Here is a 22,030-nt window from a genome sequence, read left to right as displayed (position 1 = left end):
CGGAATGCGGGGAGCTACTAAAGGAGGGTATCGGAGATGATCCGGGCGCCGGGCACTGGACCGTGAACGGCCAAGGCATTGTGACCACGGTGCGTCAGTTCGTCGGCCAGGACGGTCGCGGACACCGAATCGCTGGCGAGCAGCGCAATGGTGGGCCCGGATCCGGACACCATCCCGGCCAGTGCGCCGTGTGCTTCGCCCAAGCCGATGGTGTCGCGGAGCTGTGGGGCCAGGCTGATCGAAGCACGTTGGAGGTCGTTGACGAGCACCCTGCTGAGGGCCTCGGGGTCACCGTTGCGGAGTGCTTGCAGGATGGTGGGGTCAACGTTTACGGGCTCAGCCACGTCCAAGCCTTCAGCATCACGGAGCCGGTCCAATGCGTGGAAGACTTCAGGCGTGGACAACCCGTAGTCGGCGCACACCAGGACCCAGTCCATTTGGGCTTTGGCCAGCGCGGGTGACAGTTTGTCCCCGACGCCGAGCCCGACGGCGGTACCGCCCAGGAGCGAGAACGGAACGTCTGCGCCCAGCTCGGCCGCCAGATGCGCGAGTTCCTCGCGGGAGAGGCCGCTGTTCCAGAGCGCGTCGCAGGCCAGCAGCGTTGCTGCGGCGTCCGCAGAGCCGCCGCCCATACCACCGGCCACGGGAACGCGCTTGGTGATCTCGAGGTGGACACCTGTGGGCTTTTCGGACAGCTCCGCCATGATGGCCGCGGCTTTGTAGGCGAGGTTCCGTTCGTCCAACGGGATCTCGACGCCGTCCAGGTCCAATGTGCTGTTGGGGCTGATGCTGATGGTGATCCCGTCAGCCTCGGTGCTGGTAGCGGCCACTTCCTCATACAAGGACACGGCCAGGTAGACGCTCGCCACCGAGTGGTAACCGTCCGGGCGAAGGGGGCCGACGCTCAGGGAGACGTTGACCTTGCCGGGTGCTTTGACGCGAACTGTTCGTGCGTTGAAACGCCCACCCCCGAAGGGCAGGCTGCCGGTTTTCCGGATTCCCGGGTTCATGCGTCCACTGGGTGGCGTGCCTCGGCTATCCGGACGTACGCCGAAATGTCCAGGACCTCGCCGCGGGCTGTGGGGTCGACACCGGCGGCCACGAGGCACCGCTCAGCTTCTGCAGCGCTGCCGGCCCATCCGGCGAGTGCCGCGCGGAGGGTCTTTCGGCGCTGTGCGAACGCAGCGTCAATCACGGCGAAGACCTGCTCGCGGGTGGCGTGCGTTACGGGCGGATCGTGGCGCGTGAACGCTACGAGTCCCGAATGGATCTTGGGGGCGGGCCAGAACACGTTCATGCCGATAACTCCGGCCTTGCGCATGTGCCCATACCAGGCGGCCTTGACCGACGGTACGCCGTAGATCTTGGAGCCGGGTGTGGCCGCCAGACGGTCAGCCACCTCGTCCTGGACCATCACCAGGCCGTGGCGAAGGCTGGGGAAGTGCTGCAACAAGTGCAGGACCACGGGCACGGCCACGTTGTAAGGAAGGTTCGCCACCAAGGAGGTCGGCTGGAGCGGCAGCTCCGTCACCTTCATGGCGTCGGAAAGGACCAGGTGGAAATCGTCGGCAGCCTCGGGCCGCCATTGGCGCACGGTTTCCGGCAGCTTGGCTGCCAGCACGGGATCGATTTCGACGGCGACCACGGACTTGGCAGCGTCCAGCAGGCCGAGCGTCAAGGAGCCAAGCCCGGGGCCGACCTCCAGGACGGTTTCCTCGGAGTCGATGCCGGCTGCAGCCACAATCCTGCGGATGGTGTTGCCGTCGATCACAAAGTTCTGGCCCAGGGTCTTCGTGGGGCGTACACCGATTTCCTCGGCTAGCCGTCGGATGTCAGTAGCGCCAAGCAAGGGCGCGACGGCGGCGGGTTCGGAATTCGGTTCAGTCACCTAGGTATCGTATCGCCTGTCCGGTGTCAGGCTGCGTGCGCGCAGCCCCAGTCGCTGAGGCCGTTCTTGGCGTACAGGCGATTGGCGATGTCGATCTGCTGTGCCTTCGTGGCAAGGCTGGCGTTGGGAGCGTAAGCTCCGCCACCGTTTGCCAACCACGTGGGGCTCGAGAACTGCAGGCCGCCGTAGTACCCGTTACCGGTGTTAATGGACCAGTTTCCGCCGGACTCGCACTGGGCAATCCTGTCCCACATGGCTTCATTCGGAGCGCCTGTGGGGCCACTGGAAGTCGCCTTCGCGGCCACAGGGCGGGCCTTGGTTCCCACGGTGACCTTTTCCGTCACAGGCTTCGTGGTCACGTTGCTGGACAGCAGGGTGCGGGAGGCTTCACGGCCGTCCACGAGCACCAGCTTGAAGGTCTTGACCACAGAACCGACGACGCCCTTCTGCGTCACTTTTTCCTCGCCCTTGTAAAGTTCGGCGCTTTCGGTGCTGACGCTTTCGAAGGGCACGTCTTCAGTGGCGTCGGCAGTCTTGCTGGTATCAACGCGGGAAACCTTGATCACCATGTCCTGGATCACGGGTGCGTTGCTCGGCTGGGAAACACGATCGCTGGATCCGAGGGTGACCCCGGCGTCCTTGAGCACTGTGGCGACGTCAGAGGCCGTCGTGGTGGTTGTGGTGTCCTTGCCATCAGCCACCAAGCTGATGGTCTTCGGGGTGGAGATGGAGACGAAGGATCCGGATACGGCCAGGGAGGCTTCTTTTGGCTGGGAGATTTCCGAGGAGCTTGCCACTCCGAGTTCGCTGACCAGGCCGGCGACATCGGGAGCATTCGTGTTGATCGTCTTGCGGGCGCCGTCCAGTTCAATGGACACAGCCTTGGCCAGGTTCACGTTGATGACCGAGCCGTTCTCGACCCGGGAGTCCAGTGCCGGGGAAACCCGGTCTGCGTCCTTCAACTCGACCTTGGCCGCCTTGACCACCTGGTCAACCGTGCCGCCGAAGGTCTGGATGGAGCTCACCTTGCCGTCAACGTTCAGGGTGATCGTTTTGTTGTTGCCGACGAAGGCCACAACACCGACTACCAGCGCTGTAATAACCAGCAGCTGGGCACCAACTTTGAGAAAGCTGAACTTGCCATCCGTTGTGAAGAACTTGACCACGATTGCCCATAACTCTCGGACCATCCGGGCACGGGGAAAAGCGCAAAAAGTGATGCCAGCCGCAAAACACAGGGGCCAGGCAAGGCCTGGTCCCAACACTCTGCTGCCGGCATCTGCGCCGCCAAAATCATTCAACTAAATCGTTCGATGCGAACCGAACATGTTGTCCGAAGGCCTTCCCCGACCCCGGCTACTTGTTGTACACAGTAACCGATCCGTTATAAAGCGACCAAGACTTCTGCATACCGGGTATTCATGGCCCGGACGGGCCGCCAGCACGAAAGCCCCAGCTCAGGCCCATGTTCCGTAGGCATCCAGCGTGTTTTCGGCCAGGCGCGAACAAAGCTCGGAAAGGTCATTCCCTGTCACTTCAGCCATGGAGCGGACCGTGTACGGAACCATGTAGCTCGCGTTGGGCCGTCCACGGTAAGGGTGCGGCGTGAGGAACGGCGAGTCCGTTTCCACCAACACACGGCTTGGTTCCGCAATGGCAAGAGCGGCCCGCAGGTTCGCTGCGTTCTTGAAGGTCATGGTGCCGGCGAAGGACATGTACCAGCCATTTTCGTTGCAGATCCTGGCAAGGTCTTCATCACCGGAGAAGCAGTGGAACACCACGCGGTCCGGGGCGCCCTCTTCTGCCAGCACCTGGACAACGTCGTCGTGGGCATCGCGGTCATGAATCTGCAGGGTGAGCCCCAGCCGCTTCGCTATGTCGATGTGCCTGCGGAACGAGTAGCGCTGGTGCGCCAGGCCTTCACCGTGGGTTCGGAAGAAGTCCAGTCCGGTTTCCCCGATTGCACGGATTCGCGGGTGCTTGGCGAGCTCCTCGATCTCCGCGAGCGCGGAATCCAACTCACCCCGTCCGGCGTAGATGGGGGCGTCGTTGGGGTGGATTGCCACTGCGCCCAGCAGCCGAGGGTCGGCATCAACAGCCTGGACAGTGAATCTGGAGGACTCGAGGTCGCAACCCACTTGGACGGCTCCCTGGACTCCAACGGCCTCAGCCGCGTCCATGGCGTCAGAGACCGCTACCTCGATCAGTCCGTGCCGGAAGTCCAAGTGTGTGTGGTTGTCCATGACTGGAACCGGAAGGGGTTCGGGTGCCGGCGGGTACTCCTTGCGGCGGTCGGTGTCTTCAGGAGCAAAAGAGGTTGCTCGGTAGGGGGCCGGGGCGAGGGAATTGCACATTCTTCAACCTTAATCGGACCACGGTCCCCGCGGCGCCCCGATAAATTCCATATGGCTCATAAATTCGGGGTGCACTATGTCAGGTACGGCCAAAGTCTAGGTAGTCTGGAACGAACAGGCGGTCAGGCGCTACACGCTGTTTGACGCTGCCAAACGGCTGAAGGGCAGTCCATGGAGTCCAAGCGACAAGTCACCGTTGAAACTTCACCCGTACCGGGCGAGGCATACAGCGCGCTGCCCCGCGGCGCCACCGGACTCAACGGCCACAAGCCGCAACTTATGGAGCCTGTTGGCTTCCACGATGCAGCCGAGCGCATCCTGGACTCCATCAACAAGGTGATCGACGGCAAGGCAGATGCCGCAAAGCTGGCCCTCACCGTCATGTTGGCCCAAGGTCACCTGTTGTTGGAGGATGTTCCCGGCGTTGGAAAGACCCTGCTGGCGAAGACGCTCGCGCGGACGGTGGACTGCACGGTCTCCCGCATTCAGTTCACCCCGGACCTTCTGCCCTCGGACGTCACAGGTGTGTCCATTTACAACCAGTCCTCGCGCCAATTCGAGTTCCGGCCAGGAGCCGTGTTTGCGAACATCGTAATCGGCGACGAAATCAACCGTGCGTCGGCCAAGACGCAGTCCGCGCTCCTGGAATGCATGGAGGAGCATCAGGTCACGGTGGACGGGCGTTCCTACCAGCTGGGGCTGCCGTTCATGGTGGTCGCTACGCAGAACCCCATTGAGATGGAAGGCACCTACCCTTTGCCGGAAGCGCAGAGGGACCGATTCATGGCGAGGATCTCCATGGGGTATCCGGACCGGGACGCAGAGATTGAGATGCTGGAGACACACCAGGCCGCATCTCCCCTGATCAAGGTGACACCCGTTGTGTCGGCCAGTGACGTGGCGGCGATGATAGCTACCGTCCAGCGAGTGTTCGTGTCCCAGGCCATCAAGGAGTACACGGTGGCTATCGGGCGTGCCACCCGCGACAGCGCACGGTTGCGGCTGGGTGCCAGCCCGCGGTCCCTGCTGCAGTTGTTGCGCGCAGCGAAGGCTACTGCGGCGCTGGACGGACGCGACTTCGTGCTCCCGGACGACGTCGTTGATGTGGCCGAATCCGTCCTGGCGCACAGGATCATCCTGGACCGCAAGGCCGCGAGTTCCGGCGATACACCGCAGAGTGTCCTGAGGGGCATCCTTGCCGCGTTGCCGGTTGCCCAGGAGCCACCTGCTGCCTGGCGCAGGGACAGGCACAGCGCCTAGGAGGCAGGGCGAATGGCACTCGTGGATCGGCTTCCCAAGCATTTGTTTACCAACCGTGGCTGGGGACTGCTGGCGGCGGGCGTGTTCTCACTTGCGTTCGCGCAGATCATGGGCCGGCGCGACCTCCTGACATTGGCGATCTTGCTGCTGGCCTTGCCGTTGGTTGCCCTGGCGGGCGTGCGTGTGCTGAAGCCGAAGTTCCAGGTGTACAGGGAGTTCAATCCCTCTACGGTTGAAACATCGAACACCACCACTGTTCGTTTGGCCGTTGCCCGCACTTCTCCGGCCACGGGCCACGTAATCATGGAAGAGCAGTTGCCGCCACGCTTCGGCGATCCTCCAGCCTTCCGGTTCCCCGCACGCTCGGCGTCCGGTGGAACGAGCCGCTACGAATACCATCTGCGTTCCGGGAAGCGCGGACAGTTCCGGATTGGTCCGGTCACCGCCGAGTTCAGCGACCCCTTCGGTTTGTCGCTGCGGCGCCATTCCATCGACGACGGCGACCTCCTCACCGTGACGCCGGCCGCCGTCGAACTTCCCGTAACGGGCCTTGCGGGCGCGCGTGGCAACGACGGCGTCACCGCCACCCGCATCCGCGCCAACCCGAGCGATGACGACATTATGACGCGGGAGTATCGGCATGGTGACCCCATGCGTCGTGTGCACTGGCCAGCCACGGCCCGGCATGGACAGCTCATGGTTCGCCAGGAGGAATCGGTCACCACGCCTGAGGCCACCATCATCCTGGATCAACGCTTCACATCGTTCGCCAGTGGAACAGCGTCGGTGTTCGGATCCCACGACGACGATTCGGATCTGGTCACCAGCCCCACGTTCGAGTGGGTGGTGGTTGCAGCCATGTCCATCAGCGCCCATCTGGCCGAACGGAATTACTCGCTCCGCGTTCTGGACGCCTATGGCCTTCCGGCGTTCGCACGGTCACGGTCGGCACCGGATCCTGGTGCGGAGGAATTCTCCGGCGCAGGCGGGCTCCACGCAATCGCCGAGGGACTGGCAGCGATCGAGCTGAGCGGCCCCAGGCACCACAGAGCGGATCACACCCACATGTCCCACCCGTCGACCGCCCGGGAAGGATCACAGGCGGATTCGCCGGGGGCGGAGAGCGCGGACGCGGCCTTTGATGACCGGCTCATGGATAAGCTGGCTGCCCACCGGCTGCGCGGGCCCGTCCTTGCTTTGTTGGGCACCATGACGGTGGCTGAAGCAAAGGCCCTGGCTCCGGCAGCCGGGTACGGCGCGAATGCCTTCGCGCTACTGGTGACCGAAGCCTTCCGCAACAATGAGGAGGTCCTGGAAACCCTGCGGCAGGGAGGCTGGCGAGCTGCGGCCGTGACCGCGAGGACGGAACTGACTGCTGCGTGGTCCGGGTTCGATGAAGGTGGAATTGTGGCGGCAGCAGGAGCCGCCATGGATGTCCGGCGTGGTGCGGCGGTGCCCCGATGACCGCCACCTCGCACCGCGGCCCATCACCTGCGGGCTCCCCTGGGGGCGGCGCTGCGGGTCCAGGACCCCAGCCGAGCGGACTCTCCGGACAGCAGACCGGTGGCTCCCCCCAGCAGCGGGGCCCTGGTCCGGGTATTTACCCGTGGGCCATGTCCGGCGCCGTCGTGGTGGCAGTCCTCGGAGCCGCGTTGTCCCTCAATGGGGTGTTCCGTGGCTGGGCGTGGTTCCTGCCGCTGATCACCACCGTTGTTACAGTCGCTTTGGCCTTGGCCGTTCTGAGGGCCCTCCGCGCCCAGCCGTTGCTTGCCACACTGGGAGCCTTGGGCGCCTTGGCAGGAATCCTGAGCTTTACGTTCTGCAGGCAGGACAGCCTTTTGGGTTTCATCCCCACACCGGGCACTCTGTCTGCCGTGGGGCGGCTCATCAAGAGGGCTGCCGAAACTGTGGTGTCCGAGAGCGCGCCTGTTGCCCCCAACGTAGGAATCGTGTTCGTCGCGTGTGCCTGCCTGGGACTTCTGGTGGTGCTCATGGACGCCTTGGCGGTGCCGCTGTCGATGCCCGCGGCGAGCGGCATTGGCCTCCTGGCGGTCATGGTGGTCCCGGCCACCGTCAAACCCCAAAGCGTCGGTGTTGCGGGATTCCTCGGCGCGGCGGTGGGTTTCCTCCTGATCCTCGGGTGCAGCCAATGGTTCGCGCCCGATTCCAGGTTGCAATCAAGCGCAGCCCAGGGCTCCGGACAGTTCAAGCGTTCCGTGGTGACAGGCGCCTTGACGCTCGGCCTGGCGTTGGTGGTCCCGCTCGCGATCCCGGGTTTCGAAACCGGCACATTCCCGCAGGGCTCCCGGTTGAGTCCGTGGGGTACCTCCAATGGACTCAACCCCATGATCACCCTCGGCAACAGCCTCCGGAGTCCCACGGGCTCAGGACGCATCACCTATGCCACCAGTTCCGGCTCGGCGACGTACCTGCGGTCCGTCACTATTGACAATTTCGACGGCGAAACCTGGGCTCCGGACGATCGCGCGGGTTCGCGCCGCGAAGGGGCCGACAAGATCGAGTCGGGCTATACAGTCCAAGGCGAAGTAGTCAACGCCGTGACATCCATCAATGCCGGACTGTTCACCAGCCCGTACCTGCCTGTGCCTTATGCTCCCGTTTCGGTGAACGGCCTCAATGGCCGGTGGACCTGGGATCCGGCCACCCTCAGCATCATGAGCACAGAGACGAACACCCGTGCACAGCGGTATGTGGTCTTCTCCACTGCGGCAAAGGTGAGCTCCTCATCCCTGTCCCAGGCCACGGCTTCTGCCCAGTCCATTTCGGACGATTTCACCCGCATCCCCGGCAATGTCCCGGACATCGTCCGCCAGACAGCGGATACCGTCACGGCCTCAGCCACCAACAATTACGGCAAAGCCTTGGCGATCCAGAAGTACCTGCGTTCGGGCGATTTCACCTACTCGCTGCAGGCGCCCGTCCAGAACGGCTACGACGGCAACGGCCTTTCCGTTCTGGCCGACTTCCTCGCCGTGAAAAGCGGCTATTGCGTGCACTTCTCCTCGGCCATGGCGGTGATGGCCCGGCTGGAAGGAATCCCCAGCCGTATCGCTGTGGGATATGCGCCGGGCCGACTGACGGGCGAATCCGTTGCGTTGGTGGGCCAGGGCTCGTTCCCGGAGTATGAAGTGGACGCCCGCGACGCCCACGCTTGGCCTGAGCTGTACTTCGAAGGCCTGGGCTGGGTTCCGTTCGAGCCCACACCTTCCCGCGGTGTGGTTCCGGACTACGCAACGGACGCCTCCGTTGCGGGCAGTTTGAGCACCAACCTGGACGAAAAGGAAGTGCTGACAGACCCGGCCACCCCACCGCCCGGCACCGTTCCCTTGCCCGGCGTGGAGACGCCGGCTGCCGGCGCAGCGGGCGGCAGTCCCCTTCCGCTGGTCGGAGCTGTAGCCGCGGCTGTCCTTCTCCTGGCAGCCTTCTTGGGTTCTCCGCGCATGAGCAGGACAGTCTTGCGGATGCGGCGATTGCGTCGCCGTCAGGCGCCGGAGGACCCGGAAGCCCTGCCACCCGGCTATCAGGATCCGGCTCCTGCCTTGGCGTGGGCGGAGCTCCAGGACCTGGCAACGGACTACGGCGTGCCGTCCACCCCCAGCGAGACCCCTCGACACTTTTCCGCCCGGCTGCGCTCCAGCGCCGTTTTGGGTGAGTCTGGAGGACTCGACGACGCCGCGCACGCCGCCGTCGAATCGCTGACCTCCGATTTCGAACGGCAACGCTACGGACGCCCGGCAGGAGCCGCGCCTGCAGCGGCGGCACGCATCGCCGTCGTTCGCGAAGCGTTGCGTGGCAATACCCGCTGGTTGGTGCGTTTCCGCGCCACGTGGTTGCCGCCGTCGCTCATGCACCGCTGGTTCCGCGCGCTCGGTGCGCCCTTCCGGGCACTGGCGTGGCTGGCCCGGCGGGTGGGCCGGGCGTTCGCCGGATCGTGGCGCGCGCTCCAGGGGCTGCTCCCCCAACGTCGATAGCGCTGCCGTACACAGAACACAGCAAAGGGCCCGACGCCGGAACTTGTGATTCCGGGGTCGGGCCCTTGCGTTGTCAACCGTTCTTGTTGCGAGAGCGATGGACTGGATCCTGCGCAGCCTAGTCGGCGTACGGGTCCGCGATACCTACGTACTGGGTGTAGAGGTACTCTTCGATGCCTTCTGAGCCGCCCTCGCGGCCAAGGCCCGACTGCTTGACGCCGCCGAACGGTGCGGCTGCGTTGGAGATCACGCCGGCGTTGAGGCCCAGCATGCCGGTCTCAATGCGTTCGCTGACGCGCAGGCCGCGGTTGAGGTCCTTCGTGAAGACGTACGCAACCAGACCGTACTCGGTGTTGTTGGCCAGGCGGATGGCGTCGTCCTCGGTGGCGAAGGTGACGATCGGCGCGACCGGTCCGAAGATTTCTTCCTGCAGGATGCGGGCATCTGCAGCGACGTTCTTCAGCACGGTGGGCTGGTAGAAGTAGCCGGGACCGTCGACGGCGGCACCACCGGTGACGGCAGTCGCACCTCCGGCAACAGCGTCGGCGACCAAGGCATGTACGCCATCGCGGGCCTTGCCGTCGATGAGCGGGCCCACCTTGGACTCGGGCTCGGTGCCGCGGGCCGTGGTGAGGGCGCCGATCTTGGCAGCGAACTTCTCTGCGAAGGAGTCGGCGATGGATTCGTGCACAATGAAGCGGTTGGCTGCGGTGCAGGCCTCGCCCATGTTGCGCATTTTCGCAGCGATGGCCCCTTCAACGGCCTTGTCCAGGTCGGCATCCTCGAAGACCACGAACGGTGCGTTGCCGCCGAGCTCCATGGACGTGCGCAGGACCTTGTCAGCGGCTTCCCGGATGAGCGCCTGGCCAACCGGGGTGGAGCCGGTGAAGGAGATCTTGCGGAGGCGGTCATCCTTGATCAGCGGGCCGGTGACTGCACCTGCCGTGGAGGTCTGGATGACATTCAGGACACCTGCGGGGAGTCCGGCTTCCTGCATGACCTGGGCGAACAGCAGGCTGGTCAGCGGGGTCAGGTTGGCAGGCTTCAGGACCATGGTGCAACCGGCAGCGACGGCGGGGGCTACCTTGCGGGTTGCCATGGCCAGCGGGAAGTTCCACGGGGTGATGAGCAGGCACGGGCCAACGGGCTTCTTCTGCACGAGGAGGCGGTTCTTGCCGTCCGGTGCTGCAGAGTAGCGGCCGCTGACGCGGACGGCTTCCTCGGAGAACCAGCGCAGGAACTCGGCGCCGTAAGCAACCTCGCCGCGGGCTTCAGCCAAGGGCTTGCCCATTTCGAGGGTCATGAGCAGGGCGAAGTCTTCGGCGCGTGCGGTGACGAGCTCGAAGGCGCGGCGCAGGATCTCGCCACGTTCGCGCGGTGCCGTGCGTGCCCAATCAGCCTGGGCGGCAGCAGCGGCGTCGAGGGCGGCAGCGCCGTCTTCAGCGCCGGCATCGGAGATGCTGAGCAGGACCTTGCCTGTGGCCGGGTCCTCAACATCGAAAGTGTTTCCGGACGCCGCCGGGCGCCACTGACCGTTGATCAGCAGGCCGGTGGGGACGGAAGCCAGCAGTTCGCTTTCGCGTTCAGCCGTGACAGTCATGGCGACTCCTTCGTCTTTGGGTGCTTTGGAGGGTTGCACCACGTGGTTCCTTGCCAGAGTTTGGCTTGAATTACTGCCACGGTACTGCCCACGAAGAAGCAGTGTCTACGCCTGCGCGCACTGCCTGAACCACTCCAAACTGTGCACCTGCACAGAGCCCTACCGGGCGGCGAGCACCGCGGCGTACAGCTCCCGCTTGCTCACGCGGACATCGTCCGCGACGGCCGCGACGGCCTCTTTCAAACGGATGCCTTGGGCGATCAGTTCGTTTACGGCTGCCACGTGGTCTTCCGGTTTGCCGGGAGCTTGCTCGGGCGCTCCACCCACTACTACCGCAATTTCACCGCGAACCTCGTTGTTTTCGGCCCATTCGAGCAGTTCGCGCAGCGTGCCGCGGATGACCTCTTCGTAAGTCTTGGTCAGCTCCCGGCAAACAGCTACGCGACGTTCGGCGCCAAAGCGCTCATGCAGGGCGCGGAGCATCACTTCAAGCCGGTGTGGAGCTTCGAAGAACACCATGGTGCGGCGTTCATCAGCCAGCTCGGCGAGGCGGGAACTGCGCTCCCCCGATTTGCGCGGCAGGAAGCCCTCGAAAGTGAAGCGGTCCGTCGGCAGCCCGGACAGTGCCAATGCCGTCAGCACGGCGGAAGGCCCGGGCACTGCCGTAACAATCAAGCCAGCCGCCACTGCTCCCTCGACCAAGCGGAAGCCGGGGTCCGAGACGGCCGGCATTCCGGCGTCGCTGACCATCAGGATGGTCTTGCCCGCCTTGACGTGGTCCAGCAGCTCGCCGGTCTTGGCTACCTCGTTGTGCTCGTGATAACTGATGACCCGCCCGGTCACCTCGACTCCCAGAGCCTGGACCAGGCGGTGAAGGCGACGGGTATCCTCAGCCGCAACAATGTCCGCGGTCCCCAACAGTTCAATCAGGCGGGCGGACGCGTCGCCCACGTTGCCAATGGGGGTCGCGGCGAGCACAATCCTGCCAACGCCGGGAACTGTTCCGGTGTCCGCGCCGTCTGCCGTACCATCGGCGTCGTCGTCGGCTGCCTCCATGTAGGCATCGTCTGCCGTGTCGGTAATGGGTGACTCTTCCGGGGTGCTGCGTTGTTCGTCCACCTGCCAAGCCTAATGCCGTGTGCACTTCAACGCCGCAGCAAGGATGGAAAGGTAGCATGGGCGGGTGAACCAGTCCCCCGTTCCCACTGAAACGTCTGGAATCCCTGTGACCTCAGTACCCGCTGCGGAAGCCGGCCAGGCGACAGTTGGCGACGGTAACGGGACCCAACCAGCCGGCGGGGAACCGGGCTTAATGTCCACGGCCCCGTCTACTCAGGTCGCTGCCGACGGTCGGCTGACGGGCCGCGGGCTGGAGGGCCACCGATGGGTCGCCCGGCCTGCCGAAGCCTACACTGTTGCGGCGCTCAGGTCGCGGCTCATCGGTGAGGTCCAAAGCTGGCGGGATTACCCACCGTCGTTGCGTTTGTGGTTCTGGCTGATCCCCACCCTGACGGCGATCCTTGGCGGCATTCTGCGTTTCTTCCGCCTTGAAGCCCCGCACAGCCTGGTGTTCGATGAGACGTACTACGTCAAAGACGCCTACTCCTACCTGGTGAGCGGCTACGAGCGGAGTTGGCCGGCCAAGGCCAACGACTCGTTCAACGCGGGAATCCCGGACGTCCTCCTGACCACCCCGGAGTACGTGGTCCACCCGCCGGTCGGCAAGTGGATGATCACGTTCGGGATGTGGCTCTTCGGGGGCGATAACCCCTTCGGATGGCGTTTTGGCGCAGCGCTGACCGGCACGGTCACCATTTTCCTTCTTTCGCTCATCGCCATGAAGCTCTTCCGATCACACACGCTGGGTGCCGTAGCCGGGCTTCTGCTGGCCATCGATGGCCACCACATTGTGATGTCCCGGACCTCCCTGCTGGATATCTTCCTGGCGTTCTGGATCCTCGCTGCCTTTGGGGCCCTGCTGATGGACCGCGACGACGGCCGCCGTCGTCTGGCGTCCAGGCTCGCCGCACAGGCGGCTGCTTCGCCAGGCAAGCGGCCGTTGCCAACACAGTTGGTGACCGGCCCTTGGCTTGGAATGCGCTGGTGGCGCCTTGCCGCCGGGGTCTGCCTTGGTCTGGCGGTGGGAACCAAATGGTCCGCGTTGTTCTTCGTGGCGGCATTTGGACTGCTCACCGTGTTCTGGGACATGAGCGCACGCCGCATCGCAGGAATCCGCAGCTGGCCAAGTGCCGCGGTGATCAAGGACGGCATCCCGGCCTTCCTGACCATGATCCCGATCGCCGCGGCCACGTACGTCGCCACGTGGACCGGGTGGTTCCTCTCCAAGGACGCCTACTACCGGCAGTGGGCAGCCACAAACCCTGCTCCCGGTTGGGACTGGCTGCCCAACTCCGTGCGGTCCTTGGCGCACTACCACTTTGAAGCCTTCAAGTTCCATCAGGGGCTGAGCGCGGACCATCCCTACGAGTCGAGTCCGTGGACCTGGCTGGTGATGGGGCGCCCCACATCGTTCTACTACCAAGCCCCCAAAGAGGGCACCGCAGGGTGCGTCGTTGAGAGCTGTTCCTCGGCAATTTTGCCCCTCGGTAATCCGGTGATCTGGTGGGGCGCAACTATTGCCTTGGTCATCCTGCTCTTCTGGTGGGCGGGTCGCCGCGATTGGCGTGCGGGAGCCATTCTGGCCGGTGTCGCAGCCGGATACCTGCCGTGGTTCATGTACCCCGAACGGACCATGTTCATCTTCTACGCAGTGTCCTTTGAGCCGTTCCTGATCCTGGCTTTGGCCTACGTTCTGGGGCTGGTGCTGGGCCGCAGCAGCGACCCGCCGTGGCGGCGAAGGTCCGGGCTCTACGTCGTGGTCCTGATCCTGGTGGCAGCAGTGCTAGCTACGTCGTTCTTCTACCCCGTGCTGAGCGCAGAAGTCATCAGTTACCAGGAGTGGCGCATGAGAATGTGGATGCCGTCGTGGATCTGACCCGGACCAGCCGGGATGCCGGCAGCAAACTGTAAGAGGAAGAAAGGCGAGCCGTGAGGGAAGCGAGCACGGAGCTTCTTGTGGAGGCCGATGAGCACACCAATGTCACCGACCTTCTTTTGGAGCGATGCGCCAAGGATCCGTACGGAATCCTCTACGCGCACAAGACCACCAACGGCTGGCTCAATGTCACTGCAGTGCGGTTCCTGGCCGACGTCACGGCCCTCGCCAAAGGACTCATAGCCGGTGGCCTGAACCCGGGCGACCCTGTTGCGGTCCTCTCGCATTCCAGCTTCGAATGGACGCTCGTCGATTTCGCCATTTGGATGGCTGGCGGCGTCACCGTGCCTATCTACGAAACCTCCTCCGCCAGCCAGATCGAGTGGATCCTGGTGGACTCGGGCGCGCGCCGGATATTCGTGGAGGACACAATCAAAGCCGAACTCGTGCACCGGGTCGCGGACACATCCACCGCGCTTCGCGAGGATCCCGTGACCATCATCCGGATGGACCACGAAGGCAACGCCCCCAACCTGACCAGCCTCGCCGCCGTCGGAATCGGTATTTCGGACGCGGAACTTGAGCGTCAGCGCAGCGCTGCCACCCTGGCCGACATCGCCTCGGTCGTTTACACGTCCGGGACCACCGGAAAGCCCAAGGGCTGCGAAATCACCCATGGAAATTTTGTTCTCGTGGCGCGCAACGTCATCCCGTTCCTCCCCGAACTCCTCATGCAGCAAGGCGCGCGCACACTGATGTTCCTGCCGCTTGCCCATGTCCTGGCGCGGGCGGTACAGGTGGTCTGCCTCACCGCCGGCGTCACGCTTGGGCACAGCGCCGGTGCCAACGGTCTCATGGCCGATCTTGGTGCCTTCAAACCCACGTTCCTGCTCGCCGTCCCCCGCATCTTCGAGAAGGTCTATGCCGGGGCCGCCCACAAGGCCGCCATGGCCGGTAAGGGCGGCCTCTTCGCCGCGGCAGCTGCCACCGCCGTGGAATATTCGACGGCGGTGGACCTCGCCGCTCGCGGCGACGGGCATGGTCCGGGTTGGTTGCTGGGACTCAAACACTCCGCGTTCAACAAGCTCCTCTACCCGAAAGTCCGGGAGGTTTTCGGCGGCGCCGTGGGCTATACAGTCTCTGGCGCCAGCCCGCTCAGCCTTCGCGAAAACCACTTCTTCCACGGCGCCGGCGTCCCCGTCCTGGAAGGCTACGGCCTGACAGAAACCACAGCTCCCTGCACCGTGAATACGCCGAGCATGTCCAAAATCGGAACCGTTGGCATCCCCCTCCCCGGCACCACAGTCCGGATCGCCGAAGACGGCGAAGTCCTGGTCAAGGGAATCGGCGTGTTCGCCGGATACCACCGCAACGACGCCGCAAACGACGAGGCCTTCGTTGACGGTTTCTTCCGCACCGGGGACCTGGGCACCCTGGACAAGGACGGCTTCCTGACCATCACAGGGAGGAAGAAGGATCTCCTGGTCACCGCAGGCGGCAAGAACGTTGCACCGGGCCCACTGGAGGAGAAACTGCGGGAACACGCGTTAGTGGGACAGGCCGTGGTGGTTGGAGACGGTCGTCCGTTCGTGGCGGCACTGGTGGCCCTGGATCCTGAAGGCCTCGCCGAATGGTGTGCTGAGAACAAGATCAAGGCACTTTCCCACGACGAGGCCGTCATGGACGAACGCGTTCGCGAAGCCGTTCAATCGAGCGTGGACGAAGCCAACAAGCTGGTCTCCGCAGCGGAGTCCATCCGAAAGTTCGCCTTCCTCGATGCGGAGCTCACTGTTGAATCCGGTCACCTCACGCCATCGCTCAAGCTGAAGCGGTCCGCCGTGGTCAACGACTTCTCGATCACAGTGGAAAAGCTCTACGAGAAGTAAGCAGCTCTGGGTCTCCCACCACCTGGACGAGGCCTCGATCGACCAGGGAGCACCCTTTCCGCCACCTAATTTGGCCCAAGTCACCACCTAATTCGAAAAAGTCCGTCTAGGGATCACCTTTGTTCTCTTAGCGTTCCCCTCAAGAACCACACGTTCAGGGGGATCTCATGGCAGCAAGTTCAGCAGGGCCGGCACGGGCGCTTTACTATTCCCGCGCCAGGGCCGGCCTCGTTCCACGAATTCTGGGGCTGTCATTCATAGCCTTTGGCACACTCTTCATCATTCTGTCGATAGTCCAACAGACATTGCCGCGGTCACCACCGACAACACTGCCAGGGCCAGCGGATATGGATATCGCATTATGGGTCCCGGAATGGTCGGCTATTTGGTCGGAGGGCCCGAAATCAACATCGAAATGAAGAACGGGAGGGTCGTCGTCGCCAGCACTGGCGAACCCGAAATGCTAATTCGCGTGCTTACCGAGTCAAACAGGCCGTCCTCACTGTTCCGGTGAAGTCCCCGGTTTATTCGGAGGGCTTCTGCCTTAGGGACTTCAGGCCAAGGAGTACCTTCACTCCACCGGCACGTGTCGCCACTACCGCTTAGAGTCGCTTGCTTCCTTAGCGGCCTTGTCATCCTCGGAAACAACCTCCGGCGTGTCCTCGGAGCCACCGGCAGTCTCCTGCGGTTGCTTGGGCTCCAGGCCACGGCGGCTCCGAGTGGGCCACGCCAGTATGAATGTCACCGTGGCCGTGATGAACACCAGCGCACCAATGACGATGCCGGCGTCCACCCAGAACTGCCCCGGGAACAGGCGGATCAAAGTGTCGTCCAACGCGAACGTCCACGTGCCGCTGGCGAAGAAGATGCGGTGGAACTCGGTAAAGAATGTCTGCCAACTGAGTGCAGCCAGGACGGCGAGGCCAACGATGATCACCAAGGTAACAATCGAGCCGGCAAAAAGGCCACGGCGAACGCCGCCACTGCTGCGCTTGCGCAAGTAGAGGATCCCGATGATGCTCAACAGGATCATCAGGACACCGGCACCGAAGGATGACAGGATGACGAGTTTCACGTCTGCCATGTGCGCAACTTCGGTGTCCTTGAACAGCTTGGCGCCGTCTTGATTGACCAAGCCCCCAAGGTAGCGGGGGCCTGCCCAGTTGCTTAGGTAGTCCACTGCGTAGGAGCCGTAGGTCATGCGGTCGTCTGTGCTGAAGCCGTAGCCGTCACCAGGGAACCCGGGGCGGTTGTACTCCGCCCAGAGGAAGAGCGGGCTGGTGACCGCCCGGACGGCCAATACCAGCAAGATCACCGGGTAAAAGACAGCCAACAGGACCTGGAAGATCCGCGGACCTACCGGCTTGACCTTGGCAGCCTGCTCGCGCTGGGCGTTGCGTCGGGCCACTTCTTCGTCCGGTGGACGGACTTGGAGGGCCGACGTCGGCAATGGTTCGGAATAGTGTGCGGGCTGCTTATCAGCGGAAGTACTGGCCACCGTGTCAGCGAACAAAGGCGGCTCAGGCTCGACGTCGGCGGCCTCGGCTGCCTTCCGGTCGGCCCGGCTTTCAGGCTGGGCAGGCGAGGTGGAGTCTGTGCCCGCAGGAGGCGCACCGGCGGGCGTCGCCTTGGTGGCCGTTTCGCTGGAGGCTTGTGGCTTCATCCAGTCGAAGGCCGGCTCATCGGTGTCATCTTGGACGTCCGTGTCCGGTTCGTTAGGTTTTTGGCTCTTGTCGCTCACAGCGGTTTCACTTCCGTAGGCATACGCCGGCTATTGCTTGGCGCCGGACTTTTGTCTGACTTCGAGCCTACCGTCAGGCTTTGCGCGCAGACGAGGAGCCACCCCGGCCACGGCCAGATTGAAACGTAACTGTAAGGTGCTAGGCGGCGATGCCGCGGTATCCGGCGTCGTAAGGATCCAAATCCCCTGTAGCACCGGCCCGGACTGCTTTGCCGCCGAGCACCAACGTGTAGACCCAATAGGCCGCCAAAACCAAGGCGCCGATGGTGATCTTGGCCCAGACAGGCAGCGGGCTGGGGGTGACAAATCCTTCCACAAGGCCGGAAATGAACAGCACTATGACCAGGCCCAGCGCCACCGTGATCAAGGAGCGTCCCTCGTCGGCCACGCCCTGCAACCGGGTCCTGGGGCCAGGGCGAACCATCGCCCAGAAGATCTGCAGCCCCGCCGCGCAGGCAATGAACACAGCAGTGAGTTCCATGAGGCCGTGCGGGAGGATGTAGCTGAAGAAGATGTCCAACTTGCCGGTAGCAGCAAAGAGGCCCGCGGCAACGCCAACGCTTTGGGCATTCATGAACAGGATCATGGGCACCCAGAATCCCGTGATGCCGAAGGCAACAGCCTGAGCCGAAATCCATGCGTTGTTGGTCCACACGGCACCTGCAAACGAGGCGGCAGGGTTCTCCGAGTAGTAATCGATGAAGTCTTCGTCCACGTACTGCCGGATGTTCTCATTGTTGCCAACCACCGCGCGCAACGCCTCCGGAGACGTGCCGATCCAGAGTGCATAGGCGCCACCCACGATGACAAAAAACACGCCACACCATACGGTTAGCCATCGAAGCCGGTAGAACGCAGCAGGCAGGGATACAACAAAGAACCGTGCCACGTCCTCCATGAAGTTGGAACGCGCCCCCGTAAACCGGGTCCTGGCTTGGGCCAGTGTGGCTGACAACTGCGACGACAAAGCAGTTTCAGGAGCGACCGAGCGGATCAACGAGAGATGGGCGGACACCACCTGGTAAAGGCGCAACAGTTCGTCGGCCTCAGCTCCTGTGAGCCTCCGCTTATGCGCGAGCGCATGCAGCCTTGACCATTTGTCCCCATTCACGGCCGAGAAGGCATCGATGTCCACGGCACCACCCTAGCGCCTCAACGCGAGGCTAGACTCGTTCCAGCGGGCGCTCTGCGGGCCCGAGGCATTTGTGAGGCAACGGGGGCAGGCTTGAGTTCAATCATCACCGGCGAGGCAGTGGTCCTTGAACTGCGCCCGGCGTCGTTCGCGGCGCGAGCACTGGGGCTCATCCTCGACGTTATCGCCCACATCGTCCTGCTTGTCCTCCTCATCATCCTGATTTCCGCAGCGTCAAGGGACCTCGACGAAGCTGCTCTGGGCGCGATCTTCCTTACCGCAGTAGTCTTCTCCCTGGTTATCGTTCCCATCGCGGTGGAGACCCTGACCCGTGGCCGGTCGCTGGGCAAACTCGCCACCGGGCTCCGCATCGTGCGCGACGACGGCGGATCGATCCGCTTCCGGCACGCCGTCATCCGGGGCCTTCTCGGGTTCCTTGAGATCTACCTGACGTTCGGCGGTCTGGCCATAGGCGTCGCGCTGTTCAGCGACAAGTCCAAGCGTCTCGGCGACATCGTCGCCGGCACGTATTCCCTGCGTCAGCGAGTACCCTCCGAGCCCGGAATCCTGCCCATGGCTCCTCCCTACCTGCAGGCCTGGGTCGCCCTGGCCGACATCGGCAGGGTGCCGGACGCCACGGCACGCCGGGCCGGGACCTTTATCCAGCAGGCACACCGGATGGCCCCGGCATCGCGCATCAACATGGCGGCGTCGCTGGCCGGCGAACTCACCAGGTACGTGGCGCCGCCCCCTCCTGCCGGAACCATCCCGGAAGACTACATCGGGGCCGTCCTGGGCGAGCGGCGCAACCGCGAATTCAACCGCCTGCGCCAGGCTGAGCAGCGGAACGTTGTTGTTGGCGAACGGCTTCGCAGGCTGCCGTTCACCACGGAGCGCTAACGCCCCACCGCTGGGAGCCAGCCATCCCGCTTATCAGGTCAGGTCACCAGTGATCCGGCGTTGTGAGCCCTTCCGGCAAGCGCGTGTCCGTGGAGCCTTGAGCCGCGTTGATTTGGGGTTGCGTCAGGTAGAGGGAGTTGGTGAGGTCTGTGCCGTGGAGGCGTGCGTCCCTTAGGTCGGCGCCCAGGAGATCTACGGCTGTGAGGTCGCTGCTTTCGAGGCTTGCCCCGATGAGGTAAGCGCCGCGAAGGTCGGCTCCACACAACTGACGGTTCGCCAGGTTGGCGCCCATGAGGTCGGCACCCGGGCGGAGACCGCCGTCGTGCTTTCCTCGCCCCTCAGCGGCGTACGACGCTCGGACCTCGGCGCTGACGTCCATCAGGAGGGCACGGACCTCGCCGTGCAAACTTTCGACGTCGGTGGCCAGCACCGCACGTGCGTCGCCCTGCACCGCAGCTTCGATACGCATGGACACCATGAGTGCAGCCGACGCGGCATCAGGATCCAAGGTCCTGCGCTGCGCCTCCGCCAAGTACCAGAGCATCTCGTGGAGCTGCCTCACCATCTTGAAGACAACAAACATCAAAGCCTGGGATGAAGGATCCTGCACCCAACCAATGCCGCCAAAGTGGTGCTGCGACACCACTTGGCCTGCGCCAAAGCAGTCATAGACGGTGCAACCGCTGAATCCTCGTGGCCGCAGCCGCTGGTGGATTGAGCACGAGAAATCGTCTGCCATGTTGGGGCAGGGAGTGGCGGCCGGCTTGTCGATGGCGAAATCGGCCGAGCGGGAAAAGCCGAGCGCAGTGCAGCACAGCGCAAAACAGCTGCCGCAGTCAGGGCGAAGGGTTGGTGAAATGGCCATGAGTGCTCCAGGTGATGAAAGAGGGGTCCGGTTAAAGGAGCCGGGGAACCCGCTGGCGGGTTCCCCTAGGGGACACCCGCAATCACCGCGGTGGGCAGCACAAAATGGAGAGCCAACGCGTGGTCAGCTCTGGAAAAGTGAATCAAAGACCGCAAGAAATAATCACTGCAACGATCCTAACGGCTGGACTACCGCTGGGCGTAGCTCGCCCACGGGATGTTCCAGTCCCCGAAACCTTCCAACGGCTCAACGGCCGGGGCTCCGGTGTTCAGGATCTGAACCACGTCGCCGGTCTTCATGTTGTTGAAGAACCACGCTGCGTCCTCAGGCAAGAGTCCAACACAGCCGTGGGAGACATTCGCTACTCCGATGGAGCTCCACGCCGCTTCCAGGGCCTGGTGGACATAGACACCGGACCACGTAAGCCGGTTTGCGTATTCCACCACGAGCGGCGGGTAGTAGCCCTTGTCACCGGGCTTGAGCCCGATGGTGCCGGCGTTGAACTTGGAATGGCGCTCCTGCTCCATGATGACGGCGTAGCCCGTGGGCGACAACCAATCTTCACCGCCAAGGGAAACCGGCGCAGTGTGCACCAACTGACCGTCCGAGTACACATTCATGGTCTTGGTGATGTCGTCCACCACGGCCAGTTTCTGTGGACCGGTGGTGAACGTCGAGACGACGTCGCCGTTGCCGATCATCTTGTTGCCGAAGTCCACGCCAAGAAGCTTCATGTCAACGGTGACCGTGGTGCCCGAGGCCCAGAACGCTTCAGGACGGATACGGACTTTCTTGTCCGAGTACCAGTGCCAAGCCACAGGCTGGCCGGAGGAAACAGTAATGGCGACCCGCTTCTCCATGGCCAGTTTGTCCACTACCGGTTCACTGAAGTTGATCTCGATGGGTTGCCCCGAGCCCACGGTGGTTCCGTTGCGGGGGTAAATGGAAGCGTCGGCCTCGTAAGCTGCAGAAACCGTGGTGAACGTCTGGGTCCTCTTGGTTTCCTTACCGGCGGTGTCCACCACCGTGAACGAGTAGCTGTACTGGGTTTTGAACTTCAGCACTTCCAACGTGGTCCAGGTGCTGCCATCCGCGCTGGTCTTACCCGGGACAGGAGTGCCGCCATCGACGGGCGCCAAGACGACGTCCTTGATCTTGCCGTTGACGGCTTTGACCTGCGGCCCCACCACGGGGTTCCATTCGATGGCCCCGTCAAGTGGCGTGACACCGAGCTCGACTGGTTTTGCCTCAGGGGTGGGCGTGGCGGAAGGCGACGATCCGGCGTCGTTCCGGCCTGCGAAACCGGCCCATCCCGGAACCGTAGCCACGCCGATCCCGCCAGCGGCGATCACCGCGCAGATCCCCACGATCGCAAGGATCTTGCCCGTTTTCCGTTTCCCGACTTCCGGCATGGTTC

The 22,030-nt window shown here is 63.7% G+C and carries 16 protein-coding genes; 6 read left to right on the top strand and 10 right to left on the bottom strand.

Features of this window, described 5'->3' with window-relative positions; genetic code table 11:
- Window positions 1–17: 17 nt before the first annotated feature.
- The 4 genes from ACIQC5_RS06300 to ACIQC5_RS06285 form a co-directional block, all read right to left on the bottom strand.
- Window positions 18–1,010 (bottom strand): 4-(cytidine 5'-diphospho)-2-C-methyl-D-erythritol kinase, encoded by a 993-nt coding sequence (locus ACIQC5_RS06300; RefSeq protein ID WP_400279560.1) that lies wholly within the window; start codon window positions 1,008–1,010, stop codon window positions 18–20.
- Complete coding sequence (gene rsmA / locus ACIQC5_RS06295) at window positions 1,007–1,888, bottom strand: 16S rRNA (adenine(1518)-N(6)/adenine(1519)-N(6))-dimethyltransferase RsmA (RefSeq protein WP_400279558.1); 882 nt, start codon at window positions 1,886–1,888, stop codon at window positions 1,007–1,009. The genes ACIQC5_RS06300 and rsmA overlap by 4 nt, the downstream gene beginning before the upstream one ends.
- 26 nt (window positions 1,889–1,914) lie before the next feature.
- Window positions 1,915–3,054, bottom strand: a complete 1,140-nt coding sequence (locus ACIQC5_RS06290) for a transglycosylase family protein (RefSeq protein WP_400280152.1) — start codon at window positions 3,052–3,054, stop codon at window positions 1,915–1,917.
- Between the two features lie 291 nt (window positions 3,055–3,345).
- Complete coding sequence (locus tag ACIQC5_RS06285) at window positions 3,346–4,242, bottom strand: TatD family hydrolase (protein ID WP_400279555.1); 897 nt, start codon at window positions 4,240–4,242, stop codon at window positions 3,346–3,348.
- A 171-nt stretch (window positions 4,243–4,413) separates the two neighbouring features.
- Here ACIQC5_RS06285 and ACIQC5_RS06280 point away from each other — a divergent pair, with 171 nt between their 5' ends.
- Genes ACIQC5_RS06280 through ACIQC5_RS06270 form a run of 3 tightly spaced genes read left to right on the top strand, consistent with a single transcriptional unit; the run spans window position 4,414 to window position 9,494 of the window.
- Entirely contained in the window at window positions 4,414–5,502 is a 1,089-nt protein-coding gene (locus tag ACIQC5_RS06280; protein ID WP_400279552.1) for an AAA family ATPase, read from the top strand.
- Window positions 5,503–5,514: 12 nt separating this feature from the next.
- Window positions 5,515–6,966 (top strand): DUF58 domain-containing protein, encoded by a 1,452-nt coding sequence (locus ACIQC5_RS06275; protein ID WP_400279549.1) that lies wholly within the window; start codon window positions 5,515–5,517, stop codon window positions 6,964–6,966.
- Window positions 6,963–9,494: a DUF3488 and DUF4129 domain-containing transglutaminase family protein gene (locus ACIQC5_RS06270; RefSeq protein ID WP_400279547.1), complete on the top strand. Its 2,532-nt coding sequence runs from the start codon at window positions 6,963–6,965 to the stop codon at window positions 9,492–9,494. The genes ACIQC5_RS06275 and ACIQC5_RS06270 overlap by 4 nt, the downstream gene beginning before the upstream one ends.
- A gap of 118 nt (window positions 9,495–9,612) precedes the next feature.
- Here ACIQC5_RS06270 and ACIQC5_RS06265 read toward each other — a convergent pair whose 3' ends face one another.
- Window positions 9,613–11,094, bottom strand: a complete 1,482-nt coding sequence (locus tag ACIQC5_RS06265; protein ID WP_400279544.1) for an NAD-dependent succinate-semialdehyde dehydrogenase — start codon at window positions 11,092–11,094, stop codon at window positions 9,613–9,615.
- A gap of 159 nt (window positions 11,095–11,253) precedes the next feature.
- Window positions 11,254–12,213, bottom strand: a complete 960-nt coding sequence (gene rsmI / locus ACIQC5_RS06260) for a 16S rRNA (cytidine(1402)-2'-O)-methyltransferase (protein WP_400279541.1) — start codon at window positions 12,211–12,213, stop codon at window positions 11,254–11,256.
- A 193-nt stretch (window positions 12,214–12,406) separates the two neighbouring features.
- Between rsmI and ACIQC5_RS06255 the strand changes: the two genes are divergently transcribed.
- Entirely contained in the window at window positions 12,407–14,089 is a 1,683-nt protein-coding gene (locus ACIQC5_RS06255) for a dolichyl-phosphate-mannose--protein mannosyltransferase (RefSeq protein ID WP_400280150.1), read from the top strand.
- 53 nt (window positions 14,090–14,142) lie between these two features.
- A complete protein-coding gene (locus tag ACIQC5_RS06250) occupies window positions 14,143–15,975 on the top strand; it encodes an AMP-dependent synthetase/ligase (RefSeq protein WP_400279538.1) in 1,833 nt (610 codons plus the stop codon).
- A 595-nt stretch (window positions 15,976–16,570) separates the two neighbouring features.
- Here ACIQC5_RS06250 and ACIQC5_RS06245 read toward each other — a convergent pair.
- Both ACIQC5_RS06245 and ACIQC5_RS06240 read right to left on the bottom strand, forming a co-directional pair.
- Complete coding sequence (locus ACIQC5_RS06245) at window positions 16,571–17,716, bottom strand: TIGR01906 family membrane protein (RefSeq protein ID WP_400279536.1); 1,146 nt, start codon at window positions 17,714–17,716, stop codon at window positions 16,571–16,573.
- Between the two features lie 139 nt (window positions 17,717–17,855).
- On the bottom strand, window positions 17,856–18,851 hold the full coding sequence (locus ACIQC5_RS06240; RefSeq protein ID WP_400279533.1) for a stage II sporulation protein M: 996 nt from the start codon (window positions 18,849–18,851) through the stop codon (window positions 17,856–17,858).
- A gap of 90 nt (window positions 18,852–18,941) precedes the next feature.
- On the opposite strand from ACIQC5_RS06240, the gene ACIQC5_RS06235 reads away from it, so the two are divergent.
- Window positions 18,942–19,748, top strand: coding sequence for an RDD family protein (locus ACIQC5_RS06235; protein WP_400279530.1), 807 nt, complete (start codon window positions 18,942–18,944; stop codon window positions 19,746–19,748).
- Window positions 19,749–19,791: 43 nt separating this feature from the next.
- Here the strand turns inward: ACIQC5_RS06235 and ACIQC5_RS06230 are convergent, their stop codons facing one another.
- Complete coding sequence (locus tag ACIQC5_RS06230) at window positions 19,792–20,613, bottom strand: pentapeptide repeat-containing protein (protein WP_400279528.1); 822 nt, start codon at window positions 20,611–20,613, stop codon at window positions 19,792–19,794.
- 188 nt (window positions 20,614–20,801) lie between these two features.
- Complete coding sequence (locus tag ACIQC5_RS06225) at window positions 20,802–22,025, bottom strand: Ig-like domain-containing protein (protein WP_400279525.1); 1,224 nt, start codon at window positions 22,023–22,025, stop codon at window positions 20,802–20,804.
- Window positions 22,026–22,030: the final 5 nt, after the last annotated feature.

Source organism: Paenarthrobacter sp. NPDC092416 (genome assembly GCF_044755025.1).
Classification (GTDB): Bacteria; Actinomycetota; Actinomycetes; order Actinomycetales; family Micrococcaceae; genus Arthrobacter.
This window is presented reverse-complemented; position numbering and strand designations above follow the sequence as displayed.

What these genes read in the sequence shown, in the direction of transcription:
- ACIQC5_RS06280 (WP_400279552.1), top strand. Translation starts at nt 4,414, where the DNA reads ATGGAGTCCAAGCGACAAGTCACCGTTGAAACTTCACCCGTACCGGGC.
- ACIQC5_RS06270 (WP_400279547.1), top strand. Translation starts at nt 6,963, where the DNA reads ATGACCGCCACCTCGCACCGCGGCCCATCACCTGCGGGCTCCCCTGGG.
- ACIQC5_RS06285 (WP_400279555.1), bottom strand. Translation starts at nt 4,242, where the DNA reads ATGTGCAATTCCCTCGCCCCGGCCCCCTACCGAGCAACCTCTTTTGCT.
- ACIQC5_RS06230 (WP_400279528.1), bottom strand. Translation starts at nt 20,613, where the DNA reads ATGGCCATTTCACCAACCCTTCGCCCTGACTGCGGCAGCTGTTTTGCG.
- ACIQC5_RS06255 (WP_400280150.1), top strand. Translation starts at nt 12,407, where the DNA reads ATGTCCACGGCCCCGTCTACTCAGGTCGCTGCCGACGGTCGGCTGACG.
- ACIQC5_RS06225 (WP_400279525.1), bottom strand. Translation starts at nt 22,025, where the DNA reads ATGCCGGAAGTCGGGAAACGGAAAACGGGCAAGATCCTTGCGATCGTG.
- ACIQC5_RS06300 (WP_400279560.1), bottom strand. Translation starts at nt 1,010, where the DNA reads ATGAACCCGGGAATCCGGAAAACCGGCAGCCTGCCCTTCGGGGGTGGG.
- ACIQC5_RS06265 (WP_400279544.1), bottom strand. Translation starts at nt 11,094, where the DNA reads ATGACTGTCACGGCTGAACGCGAAAGCGAACTGCTGGCTTCCGTCCCC.
- ACIQC5_RS06275 (WP_400279549.1), top strand. Translation starts at nt 5,515, where the DNA reads ATGGCACTCGTGGATCGGCTTCCCAAGCATTTGTTTACCAACCGTGGC.